Annotated in this window: 19 protein-coding genes and 1 tRNA gene; 14 read left to right on the top strand and 6 right to left on the bottom strand. The window is 68.9% G+C overall.

Annotated elements, in window-relative coordinates:
• Positions 1–307: 307 nt before the first annotated feature.
• From PO605_RS00860 to PO605_RS00850, 3 genes are all read left to right on the top strand, one after another.
• A complete protein-coding gene (locus PO605_RS00860; protein ID WP_016449790.1) occupies positions 308–1,795 on the top strand; it encodes a nucleobase:cation symporter-2 family protein in 1,488 nt (495 codons plus the stop codon).
• Positions 1,796–1,980: 185 nt separating this feature from the next.
• Positions 1,981–4,278 (top strand): NADP-dependent malic enzyme, encoded by a 2,298-nt coding sequence (locus PO605_RS00855; RefSeq protein WP_012204029.1) that lies wholly within the window; start codon positions 1,981–1,983, stop codon positions 4,276–4,278.
• Positions 4,279–4,392: 114 nt separating this feature from the next.
• A tRNA-Ser gene (locus PO605_RS00850) sits at positions 4,393–4,480 on the top strand.
• A 107-nt stretch (positions 4,481–4,587) separates the two neighbouring features.
• Here PO605_RS00850 and PO605_RS00845 read toward each other — a convergent pair.
• From PO605_RS00845 to PO605_RS00825, 5 genes are all read right to left on the bottom strand, one after another.
• Complete coding sequence (locus PO605_RS00845) at positions 4,588–5,565, bottom strand: VOC family protein (RefSeq protein ID WP_047473743.1); 978 nt, start codon at positions 5,563–5,565, stop codon at positions 4,588–4,590.
• 76 nt (positions 5,566–5,641) lie between these two features.
• Positions 5,642–6,478 carry a fumarylacetoacetate hydrolase family protein gene (locus PO605_RS00840; protein WP_047473744.1) on the bottom strand — a complete coding sequence of 279 codons (837 nt, stop codon included), beginning with the start codon at positions 6,476–6,478 and terminating at the stop codon, positions 5,642–5,644.
• A gap of 96 nt (positions 6,479–6,574) precedes the next feature.
• A complete protein-coding gene (locus PO605_RS00835; protein WP_052195856.1) occupies positions 6,575–7,699 on the bottom strand; it encodes a porin in 1,125 nt (374 codons plus the stop codon).
• A gap of 145 nt (positions 7,700–7,844) precedes the next feature.
• Positions 7,845–9,515, bottom strand: a complete 1,671-nt coding sequence (locus tag PO605_RS00830) for an FAD-dependent monooxygenase (RefSeq protein WP_047473745.1) — start codon at positions 9,513–9,515, stop codon at positions 7,845–7,847.
• A gap of 16 nt (positions 9,516–9,531) precedes the next feature.
• Entirely contained in the window at positions 9,532–10,500 is a 969-nt protein-coding gene (locus PO605_RS00825) for a Bug family tripartite tricarboxylate transporter substrate binding protein (protein WP_047473746.1), read from the bottom strand.
• A gap of 227 nt (positions 10,501–10,727) precedes the next feature.
• Here PO605_RS00825 and PO605_RS00820 point away from each other — a divergent pair, with 227 nt between their 5' ends.
• Positions 10,728–11,645, top strand: a complete 918-nt coding sequence (locus tag PO605_RS00820) for a LysR substrate-binding domain-containing protein (RefSeq protein ID WP_046238921.1) — start codon at positions 10,728–10,730, stop codon at positions 11,643–11,645.
• 191 nt (positions 11,646–11,836) lie between these two features.
• Positions 11,837–13,369 (top strand): ArnT family glycosyltransferase, encoded by a 1,533-nt coding sequence (locus tag PO605_RS00815; RefSeq protein ID WP_272205780.1) that lies wholly within the window; start codon positions 11,837–11,839, stop codon positions 13,367–13,369.
• 211 nt (positions 13,370–13,580) lie between these two features.
• Here PO605_RS00815 and PO605_RS00810 read toward each other — a convergent pair whose 3' ends face one another.
• Entirely contained in the window at positions 13,581–14,240 is a 660-nt protein-coding gene (locus PO605_RS00810) for a TetR/AcrR family transcriptional regulator (protein WP_047473748.1), read from the bottom strand.
• Between the two features lie 60 nt (positions 14,241–14,300).
• Here PO605_RS00810 and PO605_RS00805 point away from each other — a divergent pair, with 60 nt between their 5' ends.
• The 9 genes from PO605_RS00805 (at position 14,301) to PO605_RS00765 (ending at position 23,285) form a co-directional block, all read left to right on the top strand.
• On the top strand, positions 14,301–15,509 hold the full coding sequence (locus tag PO605_RS00805) for an arabinose transporter (protein ID WP_026062431.1): 1,209 nt from the start codon (positions 14,301–14,303) through the stop codon (positions 15,507–15,509).
• Positions 15,502–16,275: a siderophore-interacting protein gene (locus PO605_RS00800; protein ID WP_272205778.1), complete on the top strand. Its 774-nt coding sequence runs from the start codon at positions 15,502–15,504 to the stop codon at positions 16,273–16,275. Before PO605_RS00805 ends, PO605_RS00800 begins: the two co-directional genes overlap by 8 nt.
• Positions 16,276–16,412: 137 nt before the next feature.
• Positions 16,413–17,849, top strand: coding sequence for an amidase (locus tag PO605_RS00795; RefSeq protein ID WP_047474050.1), 1,437 nt, complete (start codon positions 16,413–16,415; stop codon positions 17,847–17,849).
• A gap of 16 nt (positions 17,850–17,865) precedes the next feature.
• Positions 17,866–18,741: a polysaccharide deacetylase family protein gene (locus PO605_RS00790; protein WP_016449802.1), complete on the top strand. Its 876-nt coding sequence runs from the start codon at positions 17,866–17,868 to the stop codon at positions 18,739–18,741.
• A 28-nt stretch (positions 18,742–18,769) separates the two neighbouring features.
• Complete coding sequence (locus PO605_RS00785; RefSeq protein ID WP_047474049.1) at positions 18,770–20,215, top strand: MFS transporter; 1,446 nt, start codon at positions 18,770–18,772, stop codon at positions 20,213–20,215.
• 7 nt (positions 20,216–20,222) lie between these two features.
• Positions 20,223–20,999 carry an SDR family NAD(P)-dependent oxidoreductase gene (locus PO605_RS00780; protein ID WP_016452646.1) on the top strand — a complete coding sequence of 259 codons (777 nt, stop codon included), beginning with the start codon at positions 20,223–20,225 and terminating at the stop codon, positions 20,997–20,999.
• A gap of 11 nt (positions 21,000–21,010) precedes the next feature.
• A complete protein-coding gene (locus tag PO605_RS00775) occupies positions 21,011–21,769 on the top strand; it encodes an SDR family NAD(P)-dependent oxidoreductase (RefSeq protein ID WP_017405599.1) in 759 nt (252 codons plus the stop codon).
• Between the two features lie 182 nt (positions 21,770–21,951).
• Positions 21,952–22,245, top strand: coding sequence for a hypothetical protein (locus PO605_RS00770; protein WP_016449806.1), 294 nt, complete (start codon positions 21,952–21,954; stop codon positions 22,243–22,245).
• Complete coding sequence (locus tag PO605_RS00765) at positions 22,242–23,285, top strand: CobW family GTP-binding protein (RefSeq protein WP_047472895.1); 1,044 nt, start codon at positions 22,242–22,244, stop codon at positions 23,283–23,285. Before PO605_RS00770 ends, PO605_RS00765 begins: the two co-directional genes overlap by 4 nt.
• The last annotated feature ends 5 nt before the right edge of the window (positions 23,286–23,290 follow it).

The following is a 23,290-nucleotide window of genomic DNA, read 5'->3' as shown; positions in this document are numbered from 1 at the left end:
CCCATGCCGTGCACCCGAGCCGCATCCGAACCTCGCCCGAGCCGCACCACAGCGGCCGCCAGGCACCAGCACGGTGCCTGGCGCTTGCCTGGCGCTTGCCTGGCGGCTGGCATCCATCTTGCAATGCACCATGGCACTCCCGCCCTGGCAGGCGATGCGCAGCAAAACGGGTTGGCGCGACTGCCGCAACAGGGTTTACCGGGAGCAGAAATTTCCCATGATCTGTATACACTTTTTGTATGGATGTTGGTGCCAAACCCTGTCACGCCGGCGTCCGTTCCCATAAATCCCGAGGAGACAAATCCCCATGCAATCTTCCGTTCATCCCGTCGATGAGATGCTGCCCGCAGGCAAGCTCACGGCGCTGGGCCTGCAGCACGTTCTCGTGATGTATGCGGGCGCCGTGGCCGTGCCCCTGATCGTCGGCCGCGCACTCAACCTGCCGCCCGAGCAGGTGGCCCACCTGATCTCGGCGGACCTGTTTTGCTGCGGCCTGATCACGCTGATCCAGGCCATGGGCGCGACCCAGTGGTTCGGCATCAAGCTGCCCGTGATGATGGGCGTGACCTTCGCCAGCGTGGCGCCCATGGTGTCCATGGCGCAGACCACGGGCGGCTCGGCGGGGGCGGGGCTGATCTTCGGCTCGGTGATCGGGGCGGGGATCGTATCCATCCTCATCGCCCCGCTGATCAGCCGCATGCTGCGCTTTTTCCCGCCCGTGGTGACCGGCACCATCATTGCCGTCATCGGCATCAGCCTGATGCGCGTGGGCGTGAACTGGATCTTCGGCAACCCCGTCGGCCCCACCGCGCCCAGCGTGCCCAACCCCGAGCACCTGAAATGGCTGGCCGACGCCCAGGCCACGGCCGGCGCGCCAGGCTCCTCGCTGCCGCCCGTGCCCAAGGGCTTCGCGGTCGTGCCCACCATTCCCAACCCCAAGTACGGCGACCTGACCGGCGTGGGCATCTCGGCCATCGTGCTGCTGTCCATCCTGCTGATCGCGCGCTTTGCCAAGGGCTTCCTGGCCAACGTCTCGGTGCTCATGGGCATCCTGATCGGCGGCGTGCTGTCCGTGGCCATGGGCCTGATGGACTTCAGCAAGGTCGCCAAGGCCGAATGGTTCACGATGGTGCTGCCCTTCGAGATCGCCACGCCGGTGTTCGACCCCATCCTGATCCTCACCATGAGCCTGGTGATGGTGGTGGTGATGATCGAGTCCACCGGCATGTTCCTGGCCCTGGGCGACATGACCGATCGCAAGATCAGCCAGGACGAGCTGACCCGCGGCCTGCGCACCGACGGCCTGGGCACGCTGATCGGCGGCATCTTCAACACCTTTCCCTACACCAGCTTCTCGCAGAACGTGGGCCTGGTCGCCGTCACCGGCGTCAAGAGCCGCTGGGTCTGCGTGGCCGGCGGCGTGATCCTGATCGTGCTGGGCGTGCTGCCCAAGATGGGCGCCCTGGTCGAGTCCCTGCCCACCGTGGTGCTGGGCGGCGCGGGCCTGGTGATGTTCGGCATGGTGGCCTCCACCGGCATCCGCATCCTGAGCAACGTGGATTTCCAGACCAACCGCAACAACGCCATGATCGTCGCCGTGTCCATCGGCGTGGGCATGATTCCGCTGGTGGCGCCGAATTTCCGCCAATGGATGCCCCACGGCATTCATCCGTTGATCGAATCCGGTATCCTGCTGGCCTCGATTACCGCGGTGGCATTGAACATTTTCTTCAACGGAGCCAGCAGCGACACCTCTGCTGCCGTCCGGGCCGCACGCCAGGCAGACGCCCACTGATGAAACAGTGCCCGCCCTGGCGGGCACGCCCAACAACCGCCCGGCCTACCCGCCGGGCCGTGCGCCCCCTGCCGTCCATAGGCGCCAGGGGGCTTGTTGTCGAAATCCCTGAGGCAAAACTGTCCTGACCCTCATAGGCTGTAGCTATCCGGTAAGCTCCGAGAGCATTTGCAGAGAATTCCTGTATGACCCAAAACCTGTCCAACGCCGAACAAGCCCTGCGCGACGCAGCCCGCGAATACCATCGCAGCCCCAACAAGGGCAAGATCTCCGTCACGCCCACCAAGCCCTTGTCCAACCAGCGCGACCTGTCGCTGGCCTATTCGCCCGGCGTGGCCTACCCCTGCCTGGACATCCAGGCCGACCCCTCGCTGGCCGCCGAATACACGGCGCGCGGCAACCTGGTCGGCGTCATCACCAACGGCACGGCCGTGCTGGGCCTGGGTGACATCGGCCCGCTGGCCGGCAAGCCGGTGATGGAAGGCAAGGGCTGCCTGTTCAAGAAGTTCGCCGGCGTCGACGTGTTCGACATCGAACTGGCCGAGCGCGATCCGGACAAGCTGATCGAGATCATCGCCTCGCTCGAACCCACGCTGGGCGGCATCAACCTCGAGGACATCAAGGCGCCCGAGTGCTTCTACATCGAGCAGGAGCTGTCCAAGCGCATGAACATCCCCGTGTTCCATGACGACCAGCACGGCACGGCCATCATCTCCAGCGCCGCCCTGCTCAACGGGCTGGAGCTGGTGGACAAGCAGATCGGCAACGTCAAGATCGCCGTCTCCGGCGCCGGCGCCGCCGCCATCGCCTGCGTGAACGTGATGGTGGGCCTGGGCGTCAAGCGCGAAAACGTCTTCATGTGCGACTCCAAGGGCGTGATCTACGAAGGCCGCCCCGGTGGCCTGGACGCCTCCAAGGCCCAGTACGCGCAAAAGACGGACGCCCGCACCCTGGCCGACGCCGTCAAGGACGCCGACGTGTTCCTGGGCTGCTCGGCTCCCGGCGTGCTCACTGCCGACATGGTCAAGACCATGGCCGACAAGCCCATCATCCTGGCCCTGGCCAACCCCGAACCCGAGATCCGCCCCGAGCTGGCCAAGGCCGTGCGCCCGGACTGCATCATGGCCACGGGCCGTTCGGACTACCCCAACCAGGTCAACAACGTCCTGTGCTTCCCCTACATCTTCCGTGGCGCGCTGGACTGCGGCGCCACCAAGATCACCGAAGCCATGAAGCTGGCCTGCGTGCGCGAAATCGCCGCACTGGCCAAGCAGGACGTCAGCGATGAAGTCGCCGCCGCCTACCAGGGCAAGGAGCTGAAGTTCGGCCCCGACTACCTGATCCCCACGCCCTTCGACACCCGCCTGATCCTGCGCATCGCGCCGGCCGTGGCCAAGGCTGCCGAAGAGTCCGGCGTCGCCACCCGCCCCATCGCCGACTACGACGCCTACCGCGAGAGCCTGACCCGCTTCGTCTACCAGACCAGCATGTTCATGCGTCCGGTGTTCGCCGCTGCCAAGGCCAACCAGCAGCGCGTGGCCTATGCCGAAGGCGAAGACGAGCGCGTGCTGCGCGCCGCCCAGGTGGCCGTCGATGACGGCCTGGCCAAGCCCATCCTGATCGGCCGCCCCGCCGTGATCGAGGCCCGCATCGCCAAGGCCGGCCTGCGCCTGGTGCTGGGCAAGGACGTGGAGATCTGCAACCCCGAGGACGATCCGCGCTTCCGCCAGTACTGGGAAACCTACCACCGCCTGATGGGCCGCAACGGCGTCACGCCCGAGACCGCCAAGGCCGCCGTGCGCCGCTCCAACACGCTGATCGCAGCGCTCATGGTCCACCTGGGCGATGCCGACGCCATGCTCTGCGGCCTGGTCGGCAAGTTCGACAGCCACCTGGCCCATGTGCGCGACGTGCTCGGCCTCAAGCAAGGCGCCGGCGAGTTCGCCACCGTCAACGCCGTGATGCTGGACAGCGGCACGCTGTTCATCGCCGACACCTACATCAACGAGGCGCCCAACGCCACCGAGCTGGCCGACATCGCCCGCCTGGCGGCCGAGGAAGTGGCCCGCTTCGGCCTGCCGCCCAAGGTGGCCTTCCTGTCGCACAGCAACTACGGCTCGTCCAGCCGCCCCTCGGCGCTGAAGATGCGCGCCGCGCGCGACCTGTTCGCCGCCGCCAACCCCGACGTGGAATGCGATGGCGAAATGCACGGCGACTCCGCCCTGTCCGAAGCCATCCGCGACCGCGCCCTGCTCGAGTCCTCGCTGCACGGCGAGGCCAACGTGCTGATCTGCCCCAACCTCGACGCCGCGAACATCCTGTTCAACGTGCTCAAGACCACGGGCGGCCACGGCACGACCATCGGCCCCATCCTGCTGGGCGGCGCCGCGGCAGCCCACGTGCTGACCCCCTCCGCCACCGTGCGCCGCGTGGTCAACATGACGGCCCTGGCCGCAGCCCAGGCCATCGCTGCCCGCGGCTGATCCGCTGCGCCCCCCGAAAGGCGCCCCTGCGAAGGGGCGCCTTTTTGATTGCGGGTCGTGCATCGGCACGCATCCCTCGGGACCCACGCAAGCCCGGCTAGAATACGGAGCTTCGGAGGTTTGGGTGAGTGGTTTAAACCAGCAGTCTTGAAAACTGCCGACGGGCAACCGTCCGTGAGTTCGAATCTCACAGCCTCCGCCAGATCCTTGTATCAACCGACAGGCGGCCAAAGAGCCGGCCCTGTTGCACAGCGCCCCGATGCCGCAAGGCAGCGGGGCGTTCCTGCGTCTGGGGCATTGGCTGGCGCCTCAGCGTGGCGGCTCGTGGTTGGTGACGAAGTCGGCGGGCACGTCCGGCCCCCAGACGTAGAGCGAATCCTCGGGAGGATGGTCGGCCGCAGGCCACACCGCGCCCGCCTCGACAAAGTCGATGTCGCAGGAGTACTCGGCGAAGCTGCCCCAGGGATCGCGCACATAGCGAAAGAAGTTGGAGCCCAGCACATGCCTGCCCACGCCCCAGCCCTGCGCATAGCCCGCCTCGGCCATCTGCCGGGCGCCGCTGCCCACGGCGTCGACAGACGGCACGCACCAGCTGCTGTGGTGCAGGCCGGGTCCATGCGATGCGGCCAGTGCCAGCAGGTGATGGTCGCTGCCGTGCGGACTGTGCAGGAAGGCGATGACCGAGCCCGAGCGGTCCGAGAGCCTGAGTCCCAGCACCTCGGTGTAGAACGCCAGCGCGGCATCCACGTCGGCGCAGAACAAAAGCACATGCGACAGGTGCAGCGGCCGGATCTGCGGCATGAGGCTGCGGGCCGGCGCGCGGCCGGCATTGAGGCAGGCCGGCGGCAGCACGTGCGGTGCGGGCGCCGACGGAGAGCTCTTGGCGGCTGCACGCAGCTGGATGGGCACCCCGTCGGGGCTGGCGATCCAGATACCGTCGGTCTGCGCACCGGCCGGCGCAGGAATGCGTGCGATCCCCGCGCCGTCGATCCGGCGCGAGAAGGCATCGAGATCGGCCGCATGGATGCCCAGGCTCAGCCACTGCAGCCGCTTGTGCGTTGCGGCCTCCAGCACCCGCGCCCAGCGGTGGGGATGCCCGTAGGTGTGCAGCGCCAGCGCGCCGTCGATGTCGCGCACCTCGAGCCCGAAACTGGCGTAGAAATGCCGCGCCGCTTCGAGATCGGGCACGCTGAAGACAAACTCATCGATCGAATGCACGGCCGGCTGCCCGGCCGTGCCGGACGGCGTTCCAGGTGTCGTTCCAGATGGCGTGGGAAGGCTGTTCATGGTGTCCCCTCCTTTGCATGTTCACTGTGCGAAGACCGGCAGACGCCGCCACGCGGCCGGTGGGCGGGCAAGGCCATCACCGCATCCGCTGGAGCTGCCGCCCAAGAACCCCGCCGTCCAGCGTCATGACATCGCCGGACTTCAGGAAACGGGGCGGCTTCATGCCCAGCCCGACACCTGCAGGCGTGCCGGTGATGACAAGGTCGCCGGGCAGCAGCGTCATGAACTGGCTCAGATAGGACACGAGACAGGCCACCGGGAAAATCATGTCTGCCGTGCTGCTGCGCTGCATGACCTCGCCGTTGACGGACAGCGTCAGTTCGATGGCCTGGGGGTCGGGCAGCTCGTCGGCCGTGACCAGCCACGGCCCGACCGGGCCGAAGCCATCGAAGCTCTTGCCCTTGCCCCACTGGCCGTTGCGCTTGATCTGCCAGTCACGCTCGGAGATGTCGTTGGCCAGCAGGTAGCCGGCCACATGCGCGAGCGCACCTTCCACGGGGATGCGGCTTGCGCGCGTGCCGATCACAAAGCCCAGTTCGATCTCCCAGTCGGTGGCAACCGACGCTTCGGGCAGGCGCACCTCGTCGTCCGGCCCGGCCAGCGATGAAAGCGCCTTGTGAAAGACCACGGGCTCCTTCGGAATGTCGAGACCCGACTCCTCGGCATGCCGCCGGTAGTTGAGCCCGATGGCAACGAACTGGCGCGTGCCGGCGACAGGGGGCCCCAGGCGGCTGCCTTGCGCCACCAGCGGCAACCGCTGCAGATCGACGGCGGCCAGCGCGGCCAGCCTGCCGGGCGCCATCCACTCGGGCGTGAAATCGGGCACCAGGTCCGACAGGTCGCGCGCCTGGCCTTGGGAATCGATGGCGCCGGGCTTCTCGCAGCCGCTGGCGCCGTGGCGTATCAGTTTCATGGTCTGTCTCCTGGAACGGGAAGTGGGAAGTGGGAAGTGGGAGTGGGAAGGAAATGGATCGGGACGCGGACGCGGGCCCTGCATGCGGGTTGAGCCTCAGAAGCTATGCCGCACGCCGGCAGCGAAGCCGTTCTGCGAACGCCCGGGGGCGGGCGCGGCGCCTGGCGCCGCATTGCTGACCGACAGCGCAAGTGCTCCCTGGTTGGACAGATGCCCTGTGGTCGCATACAGCGTGGTGCGCTTGGACAGCGAATACCGGGCCCGCAGGGCAAAGAGCCGGGCCCCGTCGTCGCTTCGCCTGAAACGCAGATCCAAGGCCTGCGCGTCGAGGGTCAGGGCTGGTGTGGCGGCGAAACTGGCGCCCAGGTACCAGAGATCGCTGCGTGGCGCATCGGGACGGCCGTCGTTGTGGCGGGCAATGACCCCGGCACCGAGCTTCCATGCCCCCCAGCGCACCCATCCCGCGGCGGTGGAGCGACGGTCCTTGCGCGCGCTGCTGGTCAGGCCTGCGAAGGCGCCGGGGCCTCCACGGATTTCATCGACGGCCAGCGCGATGCCCCAGGCCTTGGCCTCGTACTTGAGCATTGCCGACCATTGTCGGCAGGCGCTGGAGTCGCCCGGCTGCTCGCCGGGGCAGTTGGTTCCCGCGGGACCGGGGCCCGCATTGACGGCATCACGGCCCAGGCTGTAGGTTGCGCCGACGGTGAAGCCGCCAAGGCCGGCGCGCCACGCAAGCGCGTTGTCCGCGCGCGCATTGGGCAGGTAGCTGTCCAGCGAGGCCGCACCGTAGGCATTCGGGCCGAGGATGTCCGCATCGAGCTGGGACCAGTACAGCATGGTGTACTGGCGCCCCAGTGTGAGGCTGCCCCAGTCGCCGGACAGGCCGACGAAGGCCTGGCGCCCCCAGGCGCGCCCGCCCTGGTTCAGCACGCCCGCATCGAGCGCCAGGCCCTGCTCCATCGTGAACAGGGCACGCAGGCCGCCGCCCAGGTCCTCCGAGCCGCGCAGGCCGATGCGCGACGGCACGCTGCCGGTGAGGCCCGGCATGCGGTTCAGCGAAGCGCCTCCCTGGCCCACATCGGTCAGGTGCTCGACGGATGCATCGAGCAGGCCATAGAGCGTGACGCCCTGGGCCAGGGCGGGTGCCGAGGGCACGGCAGCGGCACCGGCCAGGCATAGCGCGGATAGCGCGGCGCGAACAGGAAAGGAGGGGTGTGGCATGTTGTCTCCTGAAAGTGATGGATGTCGGCAAGGACGGCGAAAGCGCAGACTCAGGCGCAGGCCGGCATCCCCCGGCCGGACTGGCCAGGGTCACGAAAGCGCAAGGCCGGACGGCCCGGGGAGCAGGCGGCCGGATGGGCCGGGGCTAGCCGGGCCCCACCGGCGGGGTGCGATGGCCCAGTGCCAGCGCCATGACCTCGGTCGGCTGCGCCGCACCATCGCCGCGCCAGGCGATGTGGTGGTCCGGGCGGATCAGGACGCGGTCGGCGCCATACAGCGCACGCGTCTGCCCGTCTTCGCTCCTCACCACATCCAGCCGGATGCCGTATTGCGCAGCAGCCTGCCTCCAGGGCTCCAGCCCGTCCGGGCCGTCCGGGCCGAATGCAAGCAGTGTGAAATCGCGTCCGAAGTCATCGAGCAGGGACCGGTCCGGCCCCGTTGCCACATGCGGAGCGCGCGTGCCGGGATAACCGCCAGGCAGGTAGCGGTTGGGCTCGTCCGGCGGGGGCTCGGCCAACTCCCGGGCGACGACGGGGCTGTCGGCATAGCGCAGGCCCAGTTGCAGCCCCGGGATGTTGAACTCGCGCGCCACATGCTCCGAAAGTGCCTGCCCGAGCGCATGGCGGGCGCTGTCGCCCACGGGCCCCTCCTGCTCCACTGCGGCCGTGACCGGCAGGCATCCGATGCTGTCGGCCATGCTGCGTGCAAAACGGGTGTTGCGCTGGGCGATCGGCCGCCGCTCGGCCTCATAGCTGTCCAGCAGCGCCGGGCCGGCCGCCCCCTGGATGGCCGCCGCCAGCTTCCAGCCCAGGTTCACGACGTCGTCCACGCTGGTGTTGTAGCCCATGCCGCCCGTGGGCGTGAACAGGTGCGCCGCATCGCCGGCGATGAACATCCTGCCGTGCCGCAGGCGCTCGGCCACCAGGGCATAGCCCGCGTTCCAGGGGGTCAGCGCGATCAGCTCGTGCGCAAAAGGCCGGCCGACGACGGCCTGCAGCGCCTGCTGCGGATGGAAATCGGCAGGCTGGGTGCCTTGGGGCAACTGCACGATCAGCACGAACCGGTCCACGCCGTCGATGGCGCACAGCAGGCCGCGCTGCCCGGGACCGACGGCCCAGTACTGCCAGGCCCTGGGCTTGCCGATCAGCCCATACAGACCGGGGGCCCGGAAGTAGATGGACATCATCTGGCCGCCCAGGAAGTCCCGCCGCTCGCTGCCATGGCCTGCGTAGACGACGCCCATGGCCTGGCGGACCAGGCTGCGCGGCCCGTCGCAGCCGACCACATAGGCGGCCTGCAGCAACTCGGTACGGCCCGTGTCCGGCTCGCGGCATTCGATCTGGACTGCGCAACCGGTGTCCCGCACCACCTCGGCCCTCAGGCCAAAACGCAGCACGGCGCTGGCATGGCGTTCGGCCTGCGCCCTGAGCACGGGCTCGATGAACATCTGCTGCGCCCGATGCGGCAGCTCGGGCGTGGGCCAGGCCTGTTCCCCGTAGTCGCCATAGGCCGTGCCCGAGGCGGCCTCCTCGGCCGAGGGAATGCGAAAGCGCGCCAGCTCGGGCCCCGTGAGCCGCGTGCAATAGACGACGTCCTGGGGGTGCGAGGGCGGCAGGCCCAGCCTGCGCACCTGGTCGGCAAAACCCCGGCGGCGGTAATGCTCCATGGTCCGGGACGAGGTGGCATTGGCCTTGGGCAGCGTCGGCGGCCCGCTGCGCTCCTCGATCAGCACGCACGGTATGTCCCTGCAGCCCAGCTCGATGGCCAGCATCAGCCCTGCGGGCCCTCCTCCGATGATCGCAACTTCGGTCTTCATGGCGTCTCCCCGGGGCTCAATCGACGGTCACCTTGACGCGGCGCAGCACTTGGGCATAGCGCTCGCGGTCGGCCTGCATGAGGTCGGCAACCTGCCTTGCGGGGCCGATGCTGGTGAAGAAGCCGAAACCGGCCAGGCGATCCCTGACGTCAGGCGCGGACAGGGCCCGGTTCACCGCCTCGTTGACGCGCTCGGCGACGGCCGGCGCCGTGCCCTTGGGCGCCATGAGCGCAACCCAGGTCAGCGCATCGATGCCGGCCGGGCCACCGGCCTCCTGCACGGTCGGCACATCGGGCAGCGCCGGGGAACGCTGGCTGTCCGCCACGGCAAGAAAGCGCAGCTTGCCAGCCTGCTGCAGGGGGCCGGACGTCGCAATGCTGCCGTAAGCCCAGTCCACCTCGCCCGTCGACACGGAGGCGTACAGCTGCGAAGTCTCCTTGTAGGGGACATGCATCATTTCGGCACCCATGGCGGTCGCGGCCCGGGCCGCGCCCAGATGCAGCGGCCCGCCCACCGCATTGGAGCCGTAGGTCATGCCGGGCCTGCGCCGCGCCGCCGCCATCAGTTCGGCCAGGCTGTGGAACGGGCTTTGCGCGCCGACCACGACGAAGAAGGCGGTCTTGTAGAGCAGCGCCACCGGCGTCAGCTCGCTTTGCGGGTCATAGGCCAGCTTGCGCAAGACCAGCGGATTGATGGACAAGTGGCCTACGTCCACCACCACCAGGTCGTTGCCCGTGGGCGGCGCGTTCTTCATCGCATTGATGGCCACCACGCCGGCCCCACCCGGCCTGGGGTCGACGACGACCGGCTGCCTCCATTGCGCCGAGAGCTTGTCGGCGACCAGCCGGGCCACCACGTCGGGGCCGCTGCCCGCGGGAAAGGCGCTGGTGATGCGCACCGTTCCGCCGGCGGCCGTCTGCGCGGCGACGGAGCCCGCCGCCAGGGTTGCCAGCGCACAGGCGCCGGCCCATTTCCTCATGCTCATGCTGCTTGTCTCCTATGGGGTCGCCGGGCTGTGCCGACGTTATGGAGGGCATGCTAGGTCTGGCAGGCCGGCTGCGGCAGAGGGCAGAAACGCCTCAGCGATGCATGGTCGTTATCACTGGAGCGTTTTGCGACGGCTCAGGCGCGGCGGAGCCCGCGTGCACGGCCCCTGCGGGAAATCCCCTGGCCTTGGCGCGCTCGGAAACGGGCATAAACACGCTCCGACCGATGCCCAAACTTCATCACCTTCGCAATTTCGTCGCCATTGCCCGGGCACGCAGCCTGCGCAGCGCCGCCCGCAGCCTGGGCCTGACCCAGCCGGCACTGACGCGCAGCGTGCGCGAGCTGGAAGCCGAGCTCGGCGTGGCGCTGTTCCAGCGCCATGCGCGCGGGGTATCGCTGACCGTGGCGGGCGAGCGATTCCTGCTGCGCGCGCAGGCCGCGCTCGAGGAACTGCGTCGCGGCAGCGAGGAGGCCGCCCAGGCGCGCGGCGAAATGCAGGGCCATGTCGCCGTCGCTCTGTCCAGCGCCCCCGTGCTGTCGCTGTTGGCCCGCGCCTATGCCCAGTTCCGGCGCGACTGGCCGGATGTGCACCTGCGTTTCGTCGAAGGCCTGTTCCCGGCCGTCGAGCCGGCGCTGCGCGACGGTCGGCTGGACTTCTATCTGGGCCCCCGGCCCGAGAGGCAATTGAGCGCCAGCTACCAGGTGGCCCTAGTTCACCGCAACGAGCGTGTCGTGCTGGCCCGCCGCGGCCATCCGCTGCGCACCGCCGGCAGCCTGCAGGCGTTGCTGGAGGCGGACTGGATCGTCACCGGCCTGCGCGAGCGCCGCGAGGAAGAGTTCGAGGAGCAGTTCTCCGCGCTCGGCCTGCGCAGCCCGCGCGTGGTGACGGTCGCCGAATCGTTGATGGCCCTGCTGGCGCTGCTGGCCAGCAGCGACGCCCTCGCCTTCTTGCCGCGCCAGTGGGCCGATACGCCCCTCTTCAACGGTGTGCTGGAGCCCATTGCTGTGCGCGAGAGCCTGATGGCACCCGACATCGTGCAGGTCACGCGTGCTGCGCTGCCTCTGACGCCCGCCGCGGAACGCCTGTCGATGCTGCTGCTGCGCGCGGCAGTCCACGACTTCGGCGAGCCGGCCGGCGCCTGAGCCGCGGCCGGCGTCTCCACAATATCTTCATACAATCTTTACATTGCATTGACCAGGCAGACATATTCTGCCGGACTCATAGCGCCTCGCGTAAGCCAAGAGTCCGTAGCCAACGCTGAAGCTCCCGTTCGACCGCCTTCCTGGGAATTTCCCCTGTGCCAGCGCACTTGTCATCGCCGCTGGCATTTCCTATGACCCATCCCGTCCCCTCACAAGCAGCGAGCACGATCACGCGAAGCGCTCCGCTGGCCATGCCCGCACCGTCGCTTTCCCTGGACATCAAGGTCCTCATTGGCCTCCTTCTCTTTACGGTGGTCTGGCTGCTGCAGATCGACAGCTCCAGCCTCACGGCACCCAAGGACAACCTCGAGCAGCTGACCTGGGTGCACAGCCTGGAGTGGGGCTACTACAAGCATCCACCGCTGCCGACCTGGATGTTCTCGGTGCCGGTCAATGTGTTCGGACTGTCTGCCCGCACCAGCTATGTGACGGGCGCGCTTTTCACGCTGGCCGGCCTGTTTGTCTTCTGGAAGCTGATGCAGACCTTGCGCGGCAGCCGCCATGCCACGCTGGCCCTGCTGGCGGCCCTGTGCATCACCTACTACAACGAGCGGCTGCACTTCTTCAACCATGAAGTGGTGCTGATGCCCTTCTTCGTGGCCAGTGCCCTGCTGGTGTGGCGTGCGGTGGGCAGCAGGCAACTGCACTGGTGGGCGGCCCTGGGCTGCTGCCTGGGCCTGGGCGCACTGGCCAAGTACCAGATGATCCTGGCCGCCGTGGCGGTATTCCTGTTCTGGCTGGCGTCAGGCGCCTGGCGCGAGCGGGTCCATGTCATCGGCCTGGCCCTGGCCGCTGCCATTTCGCTGGCCATCATCTCGCCGCACCTGTACTGGCTGTTCCTGAACGACTTCGGCCCCATCCGCTATGCCACCGAATCCTCGCTGGGCGCCAGCCTGGGCGGCGGCGCAAGACTGCTCAATACCTTGCACTGGCTGGCCGACCAGCTGTTCAACCGCGCATTGCTGGCCTGGGTGCTGCTGGGACTGGTAATGGCATTGCACCGCCGCAGCCGCCTTGCGCCGCAGGACACACCGCAGCGTCCCGGGACAGCCGATGCATCGCGCGCGCTGATCCTGTGCTTTGGCCTCACGCCCATCGTGCTGACCTGCGCCATCGGCATCTTTGCGGGCTCGTCGCTGCAGCTGCACTGGGGCACGCCCTTTCTGCTGCTGGCCGTTCCCGTCGCCATGGAGCTGGCCGGTGCCAGGCTGCAGCCGTCGCGCATATCGATCACCACCGCCATCAAGTGCTTCGTGGCGCTTCAACTGGCCTTGCTGCTCGTGGCCCAGATGACCTCGGCGCGCAGTGAACTGCGGCTTAACAGCCGGCACTGGAGAAACTTCGATTCAAAGGCCTTGAGCCAGGCGCTTGCCGAACCCGCGCGCGAGGCACTGGGAGGCGACATCCGCGTGATCTCAGGCCCCACGGCCGAGGCCAAGGCCCTGGCCCTGAAGCTGCGCGAAAAGCCGCTGGTGCTGATCGATGGCCGCATGGACATCAGCCCCTGGATTTCCCAGCACATGGTGGATGCCTGCGGCGTGCTGCATCTGCAGCTGGCGGCATCGCAGCCGCCCGGCCACCAGCCGGTGGGCGAAGGCTTTCCCTCCCTCTTCTGGCGTGTCACCCCGCCGCAGGAGGATGCGGGCAACTGCGTCGAAAGCTGAACGAATACGCTGCTTGCCGGCCGCGCCTGTCGGCATTGCACGATTCCAGTGCTGAGAATCGCCACCGTGCCCATGAAATCCCCTTGCGAAGAACTCATGGACATGCTGGGCCAGCCCTATGACGCCGGCGAAGTGGCCCGACTGCTTGGCCCATTCGATCCGGAGGTCTTCGCGCCCTGAGGACCTGGCGGCCAAATCGCTCCTTGCATCCTCAACCCAGGGCAGGCGCTCGCAGATACCCCATCAGCACCTGCACGATGCCATCCTCCAGGGCCTGGGGGGTGAACATGGCAGGCGGTTCGATGACGGCGGCATGCACCAGGGACTCCATGGTCTGCAGCAGCATCCAGGTGGCCAGGTCCAGATCGCGGTGGGCGAGCTGACTGCGGTGCAGCTCCAGGAGCTGGCGCACCTGGCGGAAGATGCCGCCGTCGGCCGCGCTTTGCTCGCGCGGCGCGTCGAAGAAGGGGAACTCCTTTTCCAGCACCCGGTGCAGATCGGGCTCGACCCGGTGCGCCGCCAGCAGCGCGCGGACCATGGCCTGCACATGGCCTTGCAGGCCCTGCGGCCGCTCTGCCGCAAGCACGGCGGCAATGGCCGCGTACATCTGCGCGGCGTGGCGCTCGTGCAAGGCCGTGATCAGCGAGTCCTTGTTGGGAAAGTACTGGTAGAGCGAACCCACGCTCACGCCTGCGCGCTCGGCCACCAGATTGGTGTTGGTGGCGGCATAGCCGCGCTCGGCCAGAACGCGAGCCGCAGCTTCCAGAATGGCCTCGACCGTGGCAAGGGAACGCGCCTGCCGTGGCTGCTTGCGGGGCTGGGGCGGCTGGCGCTGCGCCGCCTGCGAATGCGAGTTTTCAATGCGAGCCATGGCTCATATTCTCCTGGACATGTGATCTGAGTTTTTACTCGTATTTGAAAGGGAATGCACATGTCTTCCGGAATTTCGCCATCTGCGGCCGCGTCGCCGCCGGTGAATGCATTCGCGCGGCTGCTGCCGCTGACGCTGGCGGTCTTCGTCAGCTTTCTCTGCCTGGGCATGCCCATGCCCGTGCTGCCCCTGCACCTGAGCCAGACCCTGGGACTGGGCACGCTGGGGGTGGGCACGGTGATGGGCTGCCAGTTCGCGGCCGCCCTGCTGTCGCGGGCCTGGGCCGGGTCGCTGGCCGACACGCGCGGCGCCAGGCAGGCCGTGGTGCTGGGCATGGCGCTGGCGGCCGTTTCGGGCCTGGCCTACCTGATGTCACGCGCCTTCGAGGGAGGGCCGGCCGCAGTCTGGGTGCTGGCCGCCGGCCGCGTGCTGCTGGGCTGCGCCGAGAGCCTGATCATCACCGGGGCCTTGAGCTGGGGCGTGGGCATGATCGGTCCGCAAAACGCCGGCAAGGTCATGGCCTGGGTGGGCATTGCCATGTACGGCGCCTATGCGGCGGGCGCGCCGGCCGGCGTGGCGGTGCAGGCGGCCTGGGGCTTCTCCGGCATTGCCGTGGCCACCATCGTGCTGCCGCTGGCCGCCCTGGCCATGGTCTGGGGCCTGCGCGCCACACCGGCTGCGGCCCAGCGCCGCACGCCGTTCTACAAGGTGCTGGGCACGGTATGGCTTCCCGGCCTGGGGCTGGCCCTGTCCAGCGTGGGCTTTGGCGTGATCACGACCTTTGCAGCGCTGCTTTTCGCATCGCGGGGCTGGGGAGCGGCCTCGCTGGCCTTCACGGCCTTCGGCCTGGCCTTCATCGGCGCGCGCCTGCTCTTCGGCCATCTGCCGGACAAGCTGGGCGGCGTGCGGGTGGCACTGGCCAGCATTCCGCTGGAAGCCGCCGGCCTGCTGCTGATCTGGGGCGGGGGCGATGCGCCATGGGCCTATGCCGGCGCCGCGCTCACCGGCTTCGGCTACTCGCTGGCCTTCCCGGCCTTCGGCGTGGAAGCTGTCCGCCGGGCGCCTGCCCAGGCACGCGGCGCGGCCATGGGCGCCTATGTGGCCTTCTTCGACCTGTCGATGGGGCTGACGGCCCCTGCCGCCGGGCTGCTGGCCAGTGTCACGGGCGTCGGAGACGTGTATTTCGCCGCCGCCGTGAGCGTGGCGCTGTCCATCGCCGTGGCCTTGCTGCTGCGCTTGAACGCAGCCCGGGGAGCCACCCATGGCTGAGCCGATTCACATGCCTGCCGGCACGCAGCGCGCGCTGGGCACCGTGTTGAAGGTGCAATCCGTCACGCCGCGCATGCGCCGCATCACGCTGGGTGGCGAGCAGATCGCCGCCTTCTCACGGGCGCCTGCCGTGGATACGCCCGCCGCCTGGGTCAAGCTGTTCCTGCCCACGGGCGAGGGCCGGGCGTACACACTGCGCAGCGTGGACTGCCAGGCCGGCACGCTGGACATTGACCTGGTACTGCATGGCGATGCGTTCAATGCCAAGCATGAGAACAACACCTCAGCTGGCGGCGACGGCCCCGCCTCCCGCTGGGCCGCCCAGGCCCGCGTGGGCGAGCAGGTGGCCATTGCCGGCCCGCGCAGCGGCGGCTTCGCTCCGCCGGCCGGCACCGATTGGCTCATGCTGGCGGGCGATGGCTCGGCACTGCCGGCCATGCAATCGATCGCGGCGCGCCTGCCAGCCTCCGCGCGGGTGAAGGCCTACGTGGAAATCACCGATGACGGCGAATGCCAGCCCATGGACAGCGCTGCCCGCTGGCGCACCGAGTGGATCACCGCCGCGCCGGGCCAGCCTGGGCAGAGGCTGTGCCAGCGGCTGATGTACCGGCCGCTGCCGCCGGGCAACGGCTATCTGTGGATGGCGGGCGAGTCCGGCGCCATGCGTGCGCTGAAGCGGCATTTCCTGGACCGTGGCATCGCACCCGGCCAGCTGAGCGCCAAGGGCTACTGGAAGTGCGGCGAGGCGGACCACAAGGACCGCTAGAGCGGCGCAAGCGGCACAAAACGGCCTCCTTCACAGATCAACACAGAGCGCCTCATCCCCCGGGTAATCACCCGGACACGGGATGGAGGCGCTCACTAGAATTCAAAAATGAACTTTGACAACAACATTCAAATTTAATGAAAAACAGCGGCCTCCGGACAGCGACTGCCTCGGCTTGCGAACTGCATGCAGCCTATGCGGCCGGCACGCTGACGCCCACGCAAGCCACCGAGCATTGCCTGCAAACGGCCTGTGAAAGCCCGTCCGTGTTCACGCGCATCACTGCGGAGCGCGCGCTGGAAGAGGCCAGGCAATCCACGCAGCGCTGGCGTACGGGCCGCCCGCTCGGGCCGCTGGACGGCGTGCCCATCAGCTGGAAGGACCTGTTCGATGTGCGTGGCACGCCCACCACGGCGGCATCGGCCCTGCTTCGCTCTGCCCCGCCAGCCCCTGCCGATGCCCCCGTGGTGGCGCGGGCCGCGGCGGCCGGCATGGTCTGCCTGGGCAAGACCAACCTCAGCGAGTTCGCCTATTCGGGACTGGGCCTGAACCCCGGCTTCGGCACCCCCGCCAATCCCCGCCTGGGTGGGCGCGCACGGGCGCCTGGCGGCTCCTCCAGCGGCGCGGCCCTGGCCGTGGTGCAGGGCTGCGGGCCGCTGGCCATGGGAACGGACACGGCAGGATCGGTGCGCATTCCCGCAGCCTTCAACGGGCTGGTGGGCTTTCGTGCCAGCCGGGGGCGCTATCCCATGCAAGGGGTCTTTGCGCTGTCACCTTCCCTGGACACGCTGGGGCCGCTGGCCCTGGGCGTGGCCGACTGCATGGCCCTGGACCAGGTGCTGCGCAGCACCGTGCCTGCCGGCGATGCCGCTGCAGGCCCTGCCGTCCCAGGCCCTGTCATAGGCCTGCAGGGACAGGTGTTCGTCATCGACCCCGGCCTGCTGGACGACGACCGCGTGCAGGTGCAGGTGCGCGACGCGATTGCAGCCGGCCTGGCCCTGCTGCAGCGGCAGGGCGCCCGCGTGCAGCGGCGCCGGCTGCAAAGCCTGGACACGGTGCAGACGCTGACGCAGCGCCATGGCTGGCTGGGCGCGCATGAGGCATTGGCCACGCACCGCGAGCGCCTGGATGCCCCGGAGCAGGCCGCGCGCATGGACCCGCGCGTGCGCAGCCGGCTGGCGGCCGCAAGGCATCTGGACCATGGCGGCTACCTGCAACTGCTGGCACGGCGCCAGCCATTGATGGCGCTGTTTGCGCAGGAGCTGGGCGGCGCCACCCTGGTGCTGCCCACGGTGGGCCATCCGGCGCCGCTGCTGCAGCCCCTGCTGGAAGACGACGCGCTGTTTGCCCAGACCAATCTCGCCACGCTGCGCCTGACCATGCCCGGCAGCTTCCTGGATGCGCCGGCCGTGGCCCTGCCCTGCGGCGCCCTGTGCCTGCAAGGCCCTGGCGCGAGCACCGAACGGCTTCCCATCGGCCTGCAGCTGATGCGCTCGCAGGGCGATGACGACCGGCTGCTGCGCATTGCCCTGGCCGTCGAACAGGCGCTTTCTTCCCTCAACCGTTCCCAGTGAAAAAGGAGTGCATGCAATGAGCAAGGACATACAGATCACGTTTGGCGTGGACGTCGATGCCGTCGGCGGCTGGCTCGGTTCGTATGGCGGGGAAGACTCGCCCGACGACATCTCGCGCGGCATGTTCGCGGGCGAGGTCGGCTCGCTGCGGCTGCTCAGGCTGTTCGACAAATACGGCCTCAAGACCACCTGGTTCATCCCGGGCCACTCCGCCGAGACCTTTCCCGAGCAGATGAAGGCCGTGGTGGACGCGGGCCATGAGATCGGCATCCACGGCTACAGCCATGAGAACCCGATTGCCATGACGCCCGAGCAGGAGGAAGCGGTGCTCGACCGCAGCATCGAGGTCATCACGCGGCTGGCCGGCCGCGCGCCCACGGGCTACGTCGCTCCGTGGTGGGAATTCAGCCCCGTCACCAACGAGCTGCTGCTCAAGAAAGGCATCAAGTACGACCACAGCCTGATGCACAACGACTTCCACCCGTACTACGTGCGCGTGGGCGACCAGTGGACCCGCATCGACTACAGCAAGCATCCCGACACCTGGATGAAGCCCCTGGTGCGCGGCAAGGAGACACGGCTGGTCGAGATCCCCGCCAACTGGTACCTGGACGACCTGCCGCCCATGATGTTCATCAAGAAGTCGCCCAACAGCCACGGCTTCGTCAACCCGCGCGACATAGAGCAGATGTGGCGCGACCAGTTCGACTGGGTCTACCGCGAGCACGACTACGCGGTCTTCCCCATCACCATCCACCCCGATGTCTCCGGCCGGCCCCAGGTGCTGCTGATGCTGGAGCGCCTGATCGAGCATTTCCAGTCGCACGACGGCGTGCGCTTCATGACGTGCGACCAGATCGCCGACGACTTCCTGCGCCGCCAGCCGCGTTGATGCCGCATCCCACCTCAGCGAGGACACCATGAATACCTCCGCCATTGCCTCCGACGCCCCAGGCGCCGGCCATCCGGCCCCGGCCGGGATCGATGCCCCCTGGACCGCGCCCACCGTGACGCGCAGGCAGGTCAGCTACGCCACCTGGGTCTGCTTTTTCGCCTGGGTCTTTGCCGTCTACGACTTCATCCTCTTCGGCACCCTGCTGCCGCAACTGGGCGAGCACTTCCAGTGGAGCGCCGAGCAGCAGGCGCGGCTGAACACCTGGGTGACGCTGGGCACGGTGATCGTGGCCTTCGGCATCGGCCCCATCGCCGACCGGCTGGGCCGGCGCAAGGGCATCATCATCGCCGTGGCGGGCGCCGCGCTGTGCTCGGGCCTGACGGCGCTGGCCGGCTGGGTGATCGGGCTGTCGGCGGGGCTGGGCTTCGTGCTGCTGATCGTGGTGCGCTCGCTGGCGGGCCTGGGCTATGCAGAGCAAAGCATCAACGCCACCTACCTGAGCGAGCTGTTCTCCCTGGTCTACACGGACCCGGCCTCCCTGCGCCGGCGCGGCTTCATCTACTCGCTGGTGCAAGGTGGCTGGCCCGTGGGCGCGGTGCTCACGGCCGTGCTGGTGGCCCTGCTGTATCCGCTGGGCGAGCGCTGGTTCGGCCAGGGCGGCGGCTGGGTGCTGTCCTTCGTGTTCGCCATGTTCCCCGCCCTGGTGATTGCCGTGCTGGGCCGCCGGCTGGTGGAAACGCCCCAGTTCCTGACCGCGCGGCGCGTTGCCGATCTGCGCCGTGCCGGACGCGAGGCAGAGGCCGCACGCCTGGCCCAGGCCCATGGCGCCCACCCGCAGCAAGCGCAGCACACCGGCCTGTCGGCCATGTTCCGGGGCGCCTCGCTGCGGCCCACGCTGTCGCTGGCCCTGGGCTTTTTCCTGAACTGGTTCGCCATCGTGATCTTCGCGGTGCTGGGCACCTCGGTGCTGGGCGGCGCCGGTGGCACGCCGGGCAAGGGCGTGGATTTCTCCAGCGCGCTGCAGGTGCTCATCATCTCCAATCTCGCGGGCTTCCTGGGCTATGTCTTCCATGGCTGGCTCGGTGACCGCATAGGCCGGCGCAACGCCGTGGCCATAGGCTGGATGCTGGGTGGCCTGGCCTTCGCACTCATGCTGAACGCGCCTTCGGGCGACTTCTGGCGCATCGTGCCGCTGTACTCGCTGGGGCTGTTCTTCCTGATCGGCCCCTATGCAGCCGCCCTGTTCCTGATCGGCGAGAGCTTTCCCAGCCACATCCGTGCCACGGCCAGCTCCTTCGTCAACGCCATGGGCCAGGTGGGCGCCATCGCGGCAGGCTTCGGCGTGACCTGGACGCTGTCGCAGGGGGCGGACTGGGCACAGGCGGCGCTGTACTGGGGAGCCATTCCCTGCGCGGCCTCGGGCCTGCTGATGTTCCTGGCGCCCCATGTCGATCCCCAGACCGTGAAGTGAGGCCGCCATGCACCCGCAGATCGACAGGAACAAGGTCGCCCTCATCACCGGCGCTGCCAGCGGCATCGGCCAGGCGCTGGCCGTGGCCTACGCGCAGGCCGGCGTTGCCGTGGCCGGCAGCTACTACCCGCAGGACCCGCACGATCCCGGCCAGACCCGGGACCTTGTCGAGCGCGCGGGCGGGCGGTGCGTGATGGAGGCGGTCGATGTGGGCGATGCCGAGCAGGTCGAGCACCTGGCCCGCGTCGCCGTGGACCGCTTCGGCCGGCTGGACTTCGCCGTCGCCAATGCAGGTTTGCTGCGCCAGGCGGCCCTGGCCGAGATGAGCGATGCGCAGTGGCAGGAGGTCATCAACATCGACCTGGGCGGCGTCATGCGCACCTTCCGGGCCAGTGCGCGCCACATGGCTGCAGGCGGGGCCATGGTGGCCGTCTCCTCCATTGCAGGCGGCGTCTACGGCTGGGAGCAGCATGCCCACTATGCGGCCGCCAAGGCAGGCGTGCCCGGGCTGTGCCGCGCCGTGGCCATGGAGCTGGCACCGCGCGGCATACGCTGCAACGCCGTGATTCCGGGCCTGATCGAGACGCCGCAGTCGCTGGACCCGGTCAACTCGCTGGGCCCGGCGGGCCTGGCGCAGGCGGCCAGGGGCATCCCGCTGGGACGCGTGGGGCAGGCCCGCGAAATCGCCGCCCTGATCCGTTTCCTGACCAGCGACGAGGCCTCCTACATCACCGGCCAATCCATCATTGCCGACGGCGGCCTGACGGTGCGCTGGCCCAGTTGAGGACATCCGACATGAGCACATCCAAGCCACTGGACGGCCGCCGCGCCGTCGTGACAGGCGCCGGCAGCGGCATCGGCGAGGCCATTGCCCTGGCCTATGCGCAGGCCGGCGCGCGGCTGCTGCTGGCCGACATCGATGCCGCGCGGGCCGAGGACGTGGCCCGGCGCTGCCGCGCGCTGGGCACGCAGGCCGAGACCGTCATCGGCGACGTGGGCGACGAGTCCACGGCCCACCGCATCATCGACCGCTGCGTGCAGGCCTTCGGCGGCATCGACATCCTGGTCAACAACGCCGGCATGCTCACCCAGTCGCGCTGTGCCGACATGTCCACCGCGATGTGGGACGAGATGCTGCGCGTGGACCTGCGCAGCGTCTTCCTGTGCGCGCGGCGCGCAGTGCCGCACATGCAGGCCCAGCGCTGGGGACGCATCATCAGCATCGCCTCGCAGCTGGGCATCAAGGGCGGCGTGGAGCTGAGCCACTATGCGGCGGCCAAGGCCGGCGTGATCGGCTTCACCAAGTCGCTGGCACTGGAAGTGGCACCCGACAATGTCCTGGTCAATGCCATTGCCCCCGGCCCCATCGCCACGCCGCTGGTCGACGGCATCAGCGCGGACTGGAAACGCGCCAAGGAGGCCAGCCTGCCGCTGGGCCGCTTCGGCCGCGCCGACGAGGTGGCTCCCACGGCCGTGCTGCTGGCCTCCGACCCCGGCGGCAATCTGTATGTGGGGCAGACGCTGGGGCCCAATTCCGGCGATGTCATGCCGTGAAAAGAAGCACCCCCTGAGTCGCTTCGCGCCTTCCCCCTCTCTTCGGAGGGGGGCGTACGGGCAGCCGGCGACACCCTCGGTGCGGGGCGGCGCGGCCGGCATAGGCCCTTCCTCGGTGTCTCTGCTCTTTGGCTGCGCCAGTTTCGCAGGCGGCTCCATTCGCAACCGAAAGGTTTTCTGTCATGTGTGGAATGTGCGGTTTGCTGCAGGGCTCCGGCCACTGGAGCCAGGCGCCGGCCGGATCGGCCGGGCGCCGCCAGCGGCTGATTCAGATTGCGCGCGCCAACCGGCTGCTGGCGCTGTGGCGGCTGCGGCTCAGCGACTTCCACGGCCAGTCCTACCTGCTGCAGGGGCCTACGGGCGCCAGCGTTCTGGTGCCCGACTTCGGTGCGTTGTGGCCTGCGGCCGAGCGGCTGCTGGCCCGCGAGCTGGATCCGCTGGCCATGCCCTGGCCGCAACCGGAGCAGGCGCCATGACCGGCGATGCACGCCTGCCCGTGGGTGTGCTCACGGGCTCTCTGGGCAGCGGCAAGACCACGCTGCTCAGGCAATGGCTGCAGGACTCTCCCGCTGCCGAGACCGCCGTGCTGATCAACGAATTCGGCGCCGTGGGGCTGGACCATCTGCTGGTGGGCCGCATCGACGCCGACACGGTGCTGCTGGACAACGGCTGCATCTGCTGCGCCATCCGCGGCGAACTCAAGGAGGCGCTGTGGCGGCTGCACCAGCGCCGCGAGCGCGGCGAGCTGCCTGCGTTCCAGCGCGTGCTGATCGAAACCACGGGCCTTGCCGCGCCCGGCCCGGTGATCGCCACCCTCATTGGGGATGCGCAATTGCGCCAGGTCTTCAGGCCCGCCCATGTCGCCACCGTGGTCGATGCCCTGCACGCGGCCACGCATGCGCAGCGGCCTGAATGGCAGGCCCAGGTCGCCGCCGCCGACCGGCTGTACCTGAGCAAGACCGACCTGGCCCGGCCGCAGGACGCCGAGGCGCTGCGCGCGCAGCTTGCCAGGCTCAATCCGCTGGCCGTGCTCGGCAACAGCCGCCAGGCGCTGCCGGCCTGGCAGGAGCAGCCCGTGCAGGAGAGCAATTGGCTGGCACGCGCCATTGCAGGCACGCCTCGCAGCCGCAAGGGCCAGGAGCCGCACGGCAGCATCCAGGCCTTCTGCCTGGAACTCGACGGCCCCGTGGACTGGTGTGCGCTGACGCTGTGGCTGACCTGGCTGCTGCACCGCCATGGCGAGCGGGTGCTGCGGCTCAAGGGGCTCGTGGCCGTGGCCGCCGAAGGATGGCCGCAGGGGCAGCCGACGGTGCTGCACGGCATGGGCCATCTGATGCATGCGCCCGAGCATCTGGCCGAATGGCCCGGTGGCGACGGCCGCTCGCGCCTGGTCTTCATCGCCTCGGGGCTCAACGGGCAGCAGGTGGCCGACTCCTGGCAGTCGTTCCAGCGTTTCTTCGCGCAGGACAATGGGGCGCAGCCCGGCGCCGCACCCGGCCCGGCCGCCTTCCATTGACAAGG

This window comes from Delftia sp. DT-2 (assembly GCF_028401915.1).
Classification (GTDB): domain Bacteria; phylum Pseudomonadota; class Gammaproteobacteria; order Burkholderiales; family Burkholderiaceae_C; genus Comamonas; species Comamonas tsuruhatensis.
Note: the sequence above shows the minus strand (reverse complement) of the source record. Positions and strands in the feature narration are given on the sequence as shown.

Bases quoted from the DNA above. Each gene is read 5' to 3' on its own strand.
- PO605_RS00860 (WP_016449790.1), top strand. From the start codon at position 308: ATGCAATCTTCCGTTCATCCCGTCGATGAGATGCTGCCCGCAGGCAAG.
- PO605_RS00855 (WP_012204029.1), top strand. From the start codon at position 1,981: ATGACCCAAAACCTGTCCAACGCCGAACAAGCCCTGCGCGACGCAGCC.
- PO605_RS00845 (WP_047473743.1), bottom strand. From the start codon at position 5,565: ATGAACAGCCTTCCCACGCCATCTGGAACGACACCTGGAACGCCGTCC.
- PO605_RS00840 (WP_047473744.1), bottom strand. From the start codon at position 6,478: ATGAAACTGATACGCCACGGCGCCAGCGGCTGCGAGAAGCCCGGCGCC.
- PO605_RS00835 (WP_052195856.1), bottom strand. From the start codon at position 7,699: ATGCCACACCCCTCCTTTCCTGTTCGCGCCGCGCTATCCGCGCTATGC.
- PO605_RS00830 (WP_047473745.1), bottom strand. From the start codon at position 9,515: ATGAAGACCGAAGTTGCGATCATCGGAGGAGGGCCCGCAGGGCTGATG.
- PO605_RS00825 (WP_047473746.1), bottom strand. From the start codon at position 10,500: ATGAGCATGAGGAAATGGGCCGGCGCCTGTGCGCTGGCAACCCTGGCG.
- PO605_RS00820 (WP_046238921.1), top strand. From the start codon at position 10,728: ATGCCCAAACTTCATCACCTTCGCAATTTCGTCGCCATTGCCCGGGCA.
- PO605_RS00815 (WP_272205780.1), top strand. From the start codon at position 11,837: ATGACCCATCCCGTCCCCTCACAAGCAGCGAGCACGATCACGCGAAGC.
- PO605_RS00810 (WP_047473748.1), bottom strand. From the start codon at position 14,240: ATGGCTCGCATTGAAAACTCGCATTCGCAGGCGGCGCAGCGCCAGCCG.
- PO605_RS00805 (WP_026062431.1), top strand. From the start codon at position 14,301: ATGTCTTCCGGAATTTCGCCATCTGCGGCCGCGTCGCCGCCGGTGAAT.
- PO605_RS00800 (WP_272205778.1), top strand. From the start codon at position 15,502: ATGGCTGAGCCGATTCACATGCCTGCCGGCACGCAGCGCGCGCTGGGC.
- PO605_RS00795 (WP_047474050.1), top strand. From the start codon at position 16,413: ATGAAAAACAGCGGCCTCCGGACAGCGACTGCCTCGGCTTGCGAACTG.
- PO605_RS00790 (WP_016449802.1), top strand. From the start codon at position 17,866: ATGAGCAAGGACATACAGATCACGTTTGGCGTGGACGTCGATGCCGTC.
- PO605_RS00785 (WP_047474049.1), top strand. From the start codon at position 18,770: ATGAATACCTCCGCCATTGCCTCCGACGCCCCAGGCGCCGGCCATCCG.
- PO605_RS00780 (WP_016452646.1), top strand. From the start codon at position 20,223: ATGCACCCGCAGATCGACAGGAACAAGGTCGCCCTCATCACCGGCGCT.
- PO605_RS00775 (WP_017405599.1), top strand. From the start codon at position 21,011: ATGAGCACATCCAAGCCACTGGACGGCCGCCGCGCCGTCGTGACAGGC.
- PO605_RS00770 (WP_016449806.1), top strand. From the start codon at position 21,952: ATGTGTGGAATGTGCGGTTTGCTGCAGGGCTCCGGCCACTGGAGCCAG.
- PO605_RS00765 (WP_047472895.1), top strand. From the start codon at position 22,242: ATGACCGGCGATGCACGCCTGCCCGTGGGTGTGCTCACGGGCTCTCTG.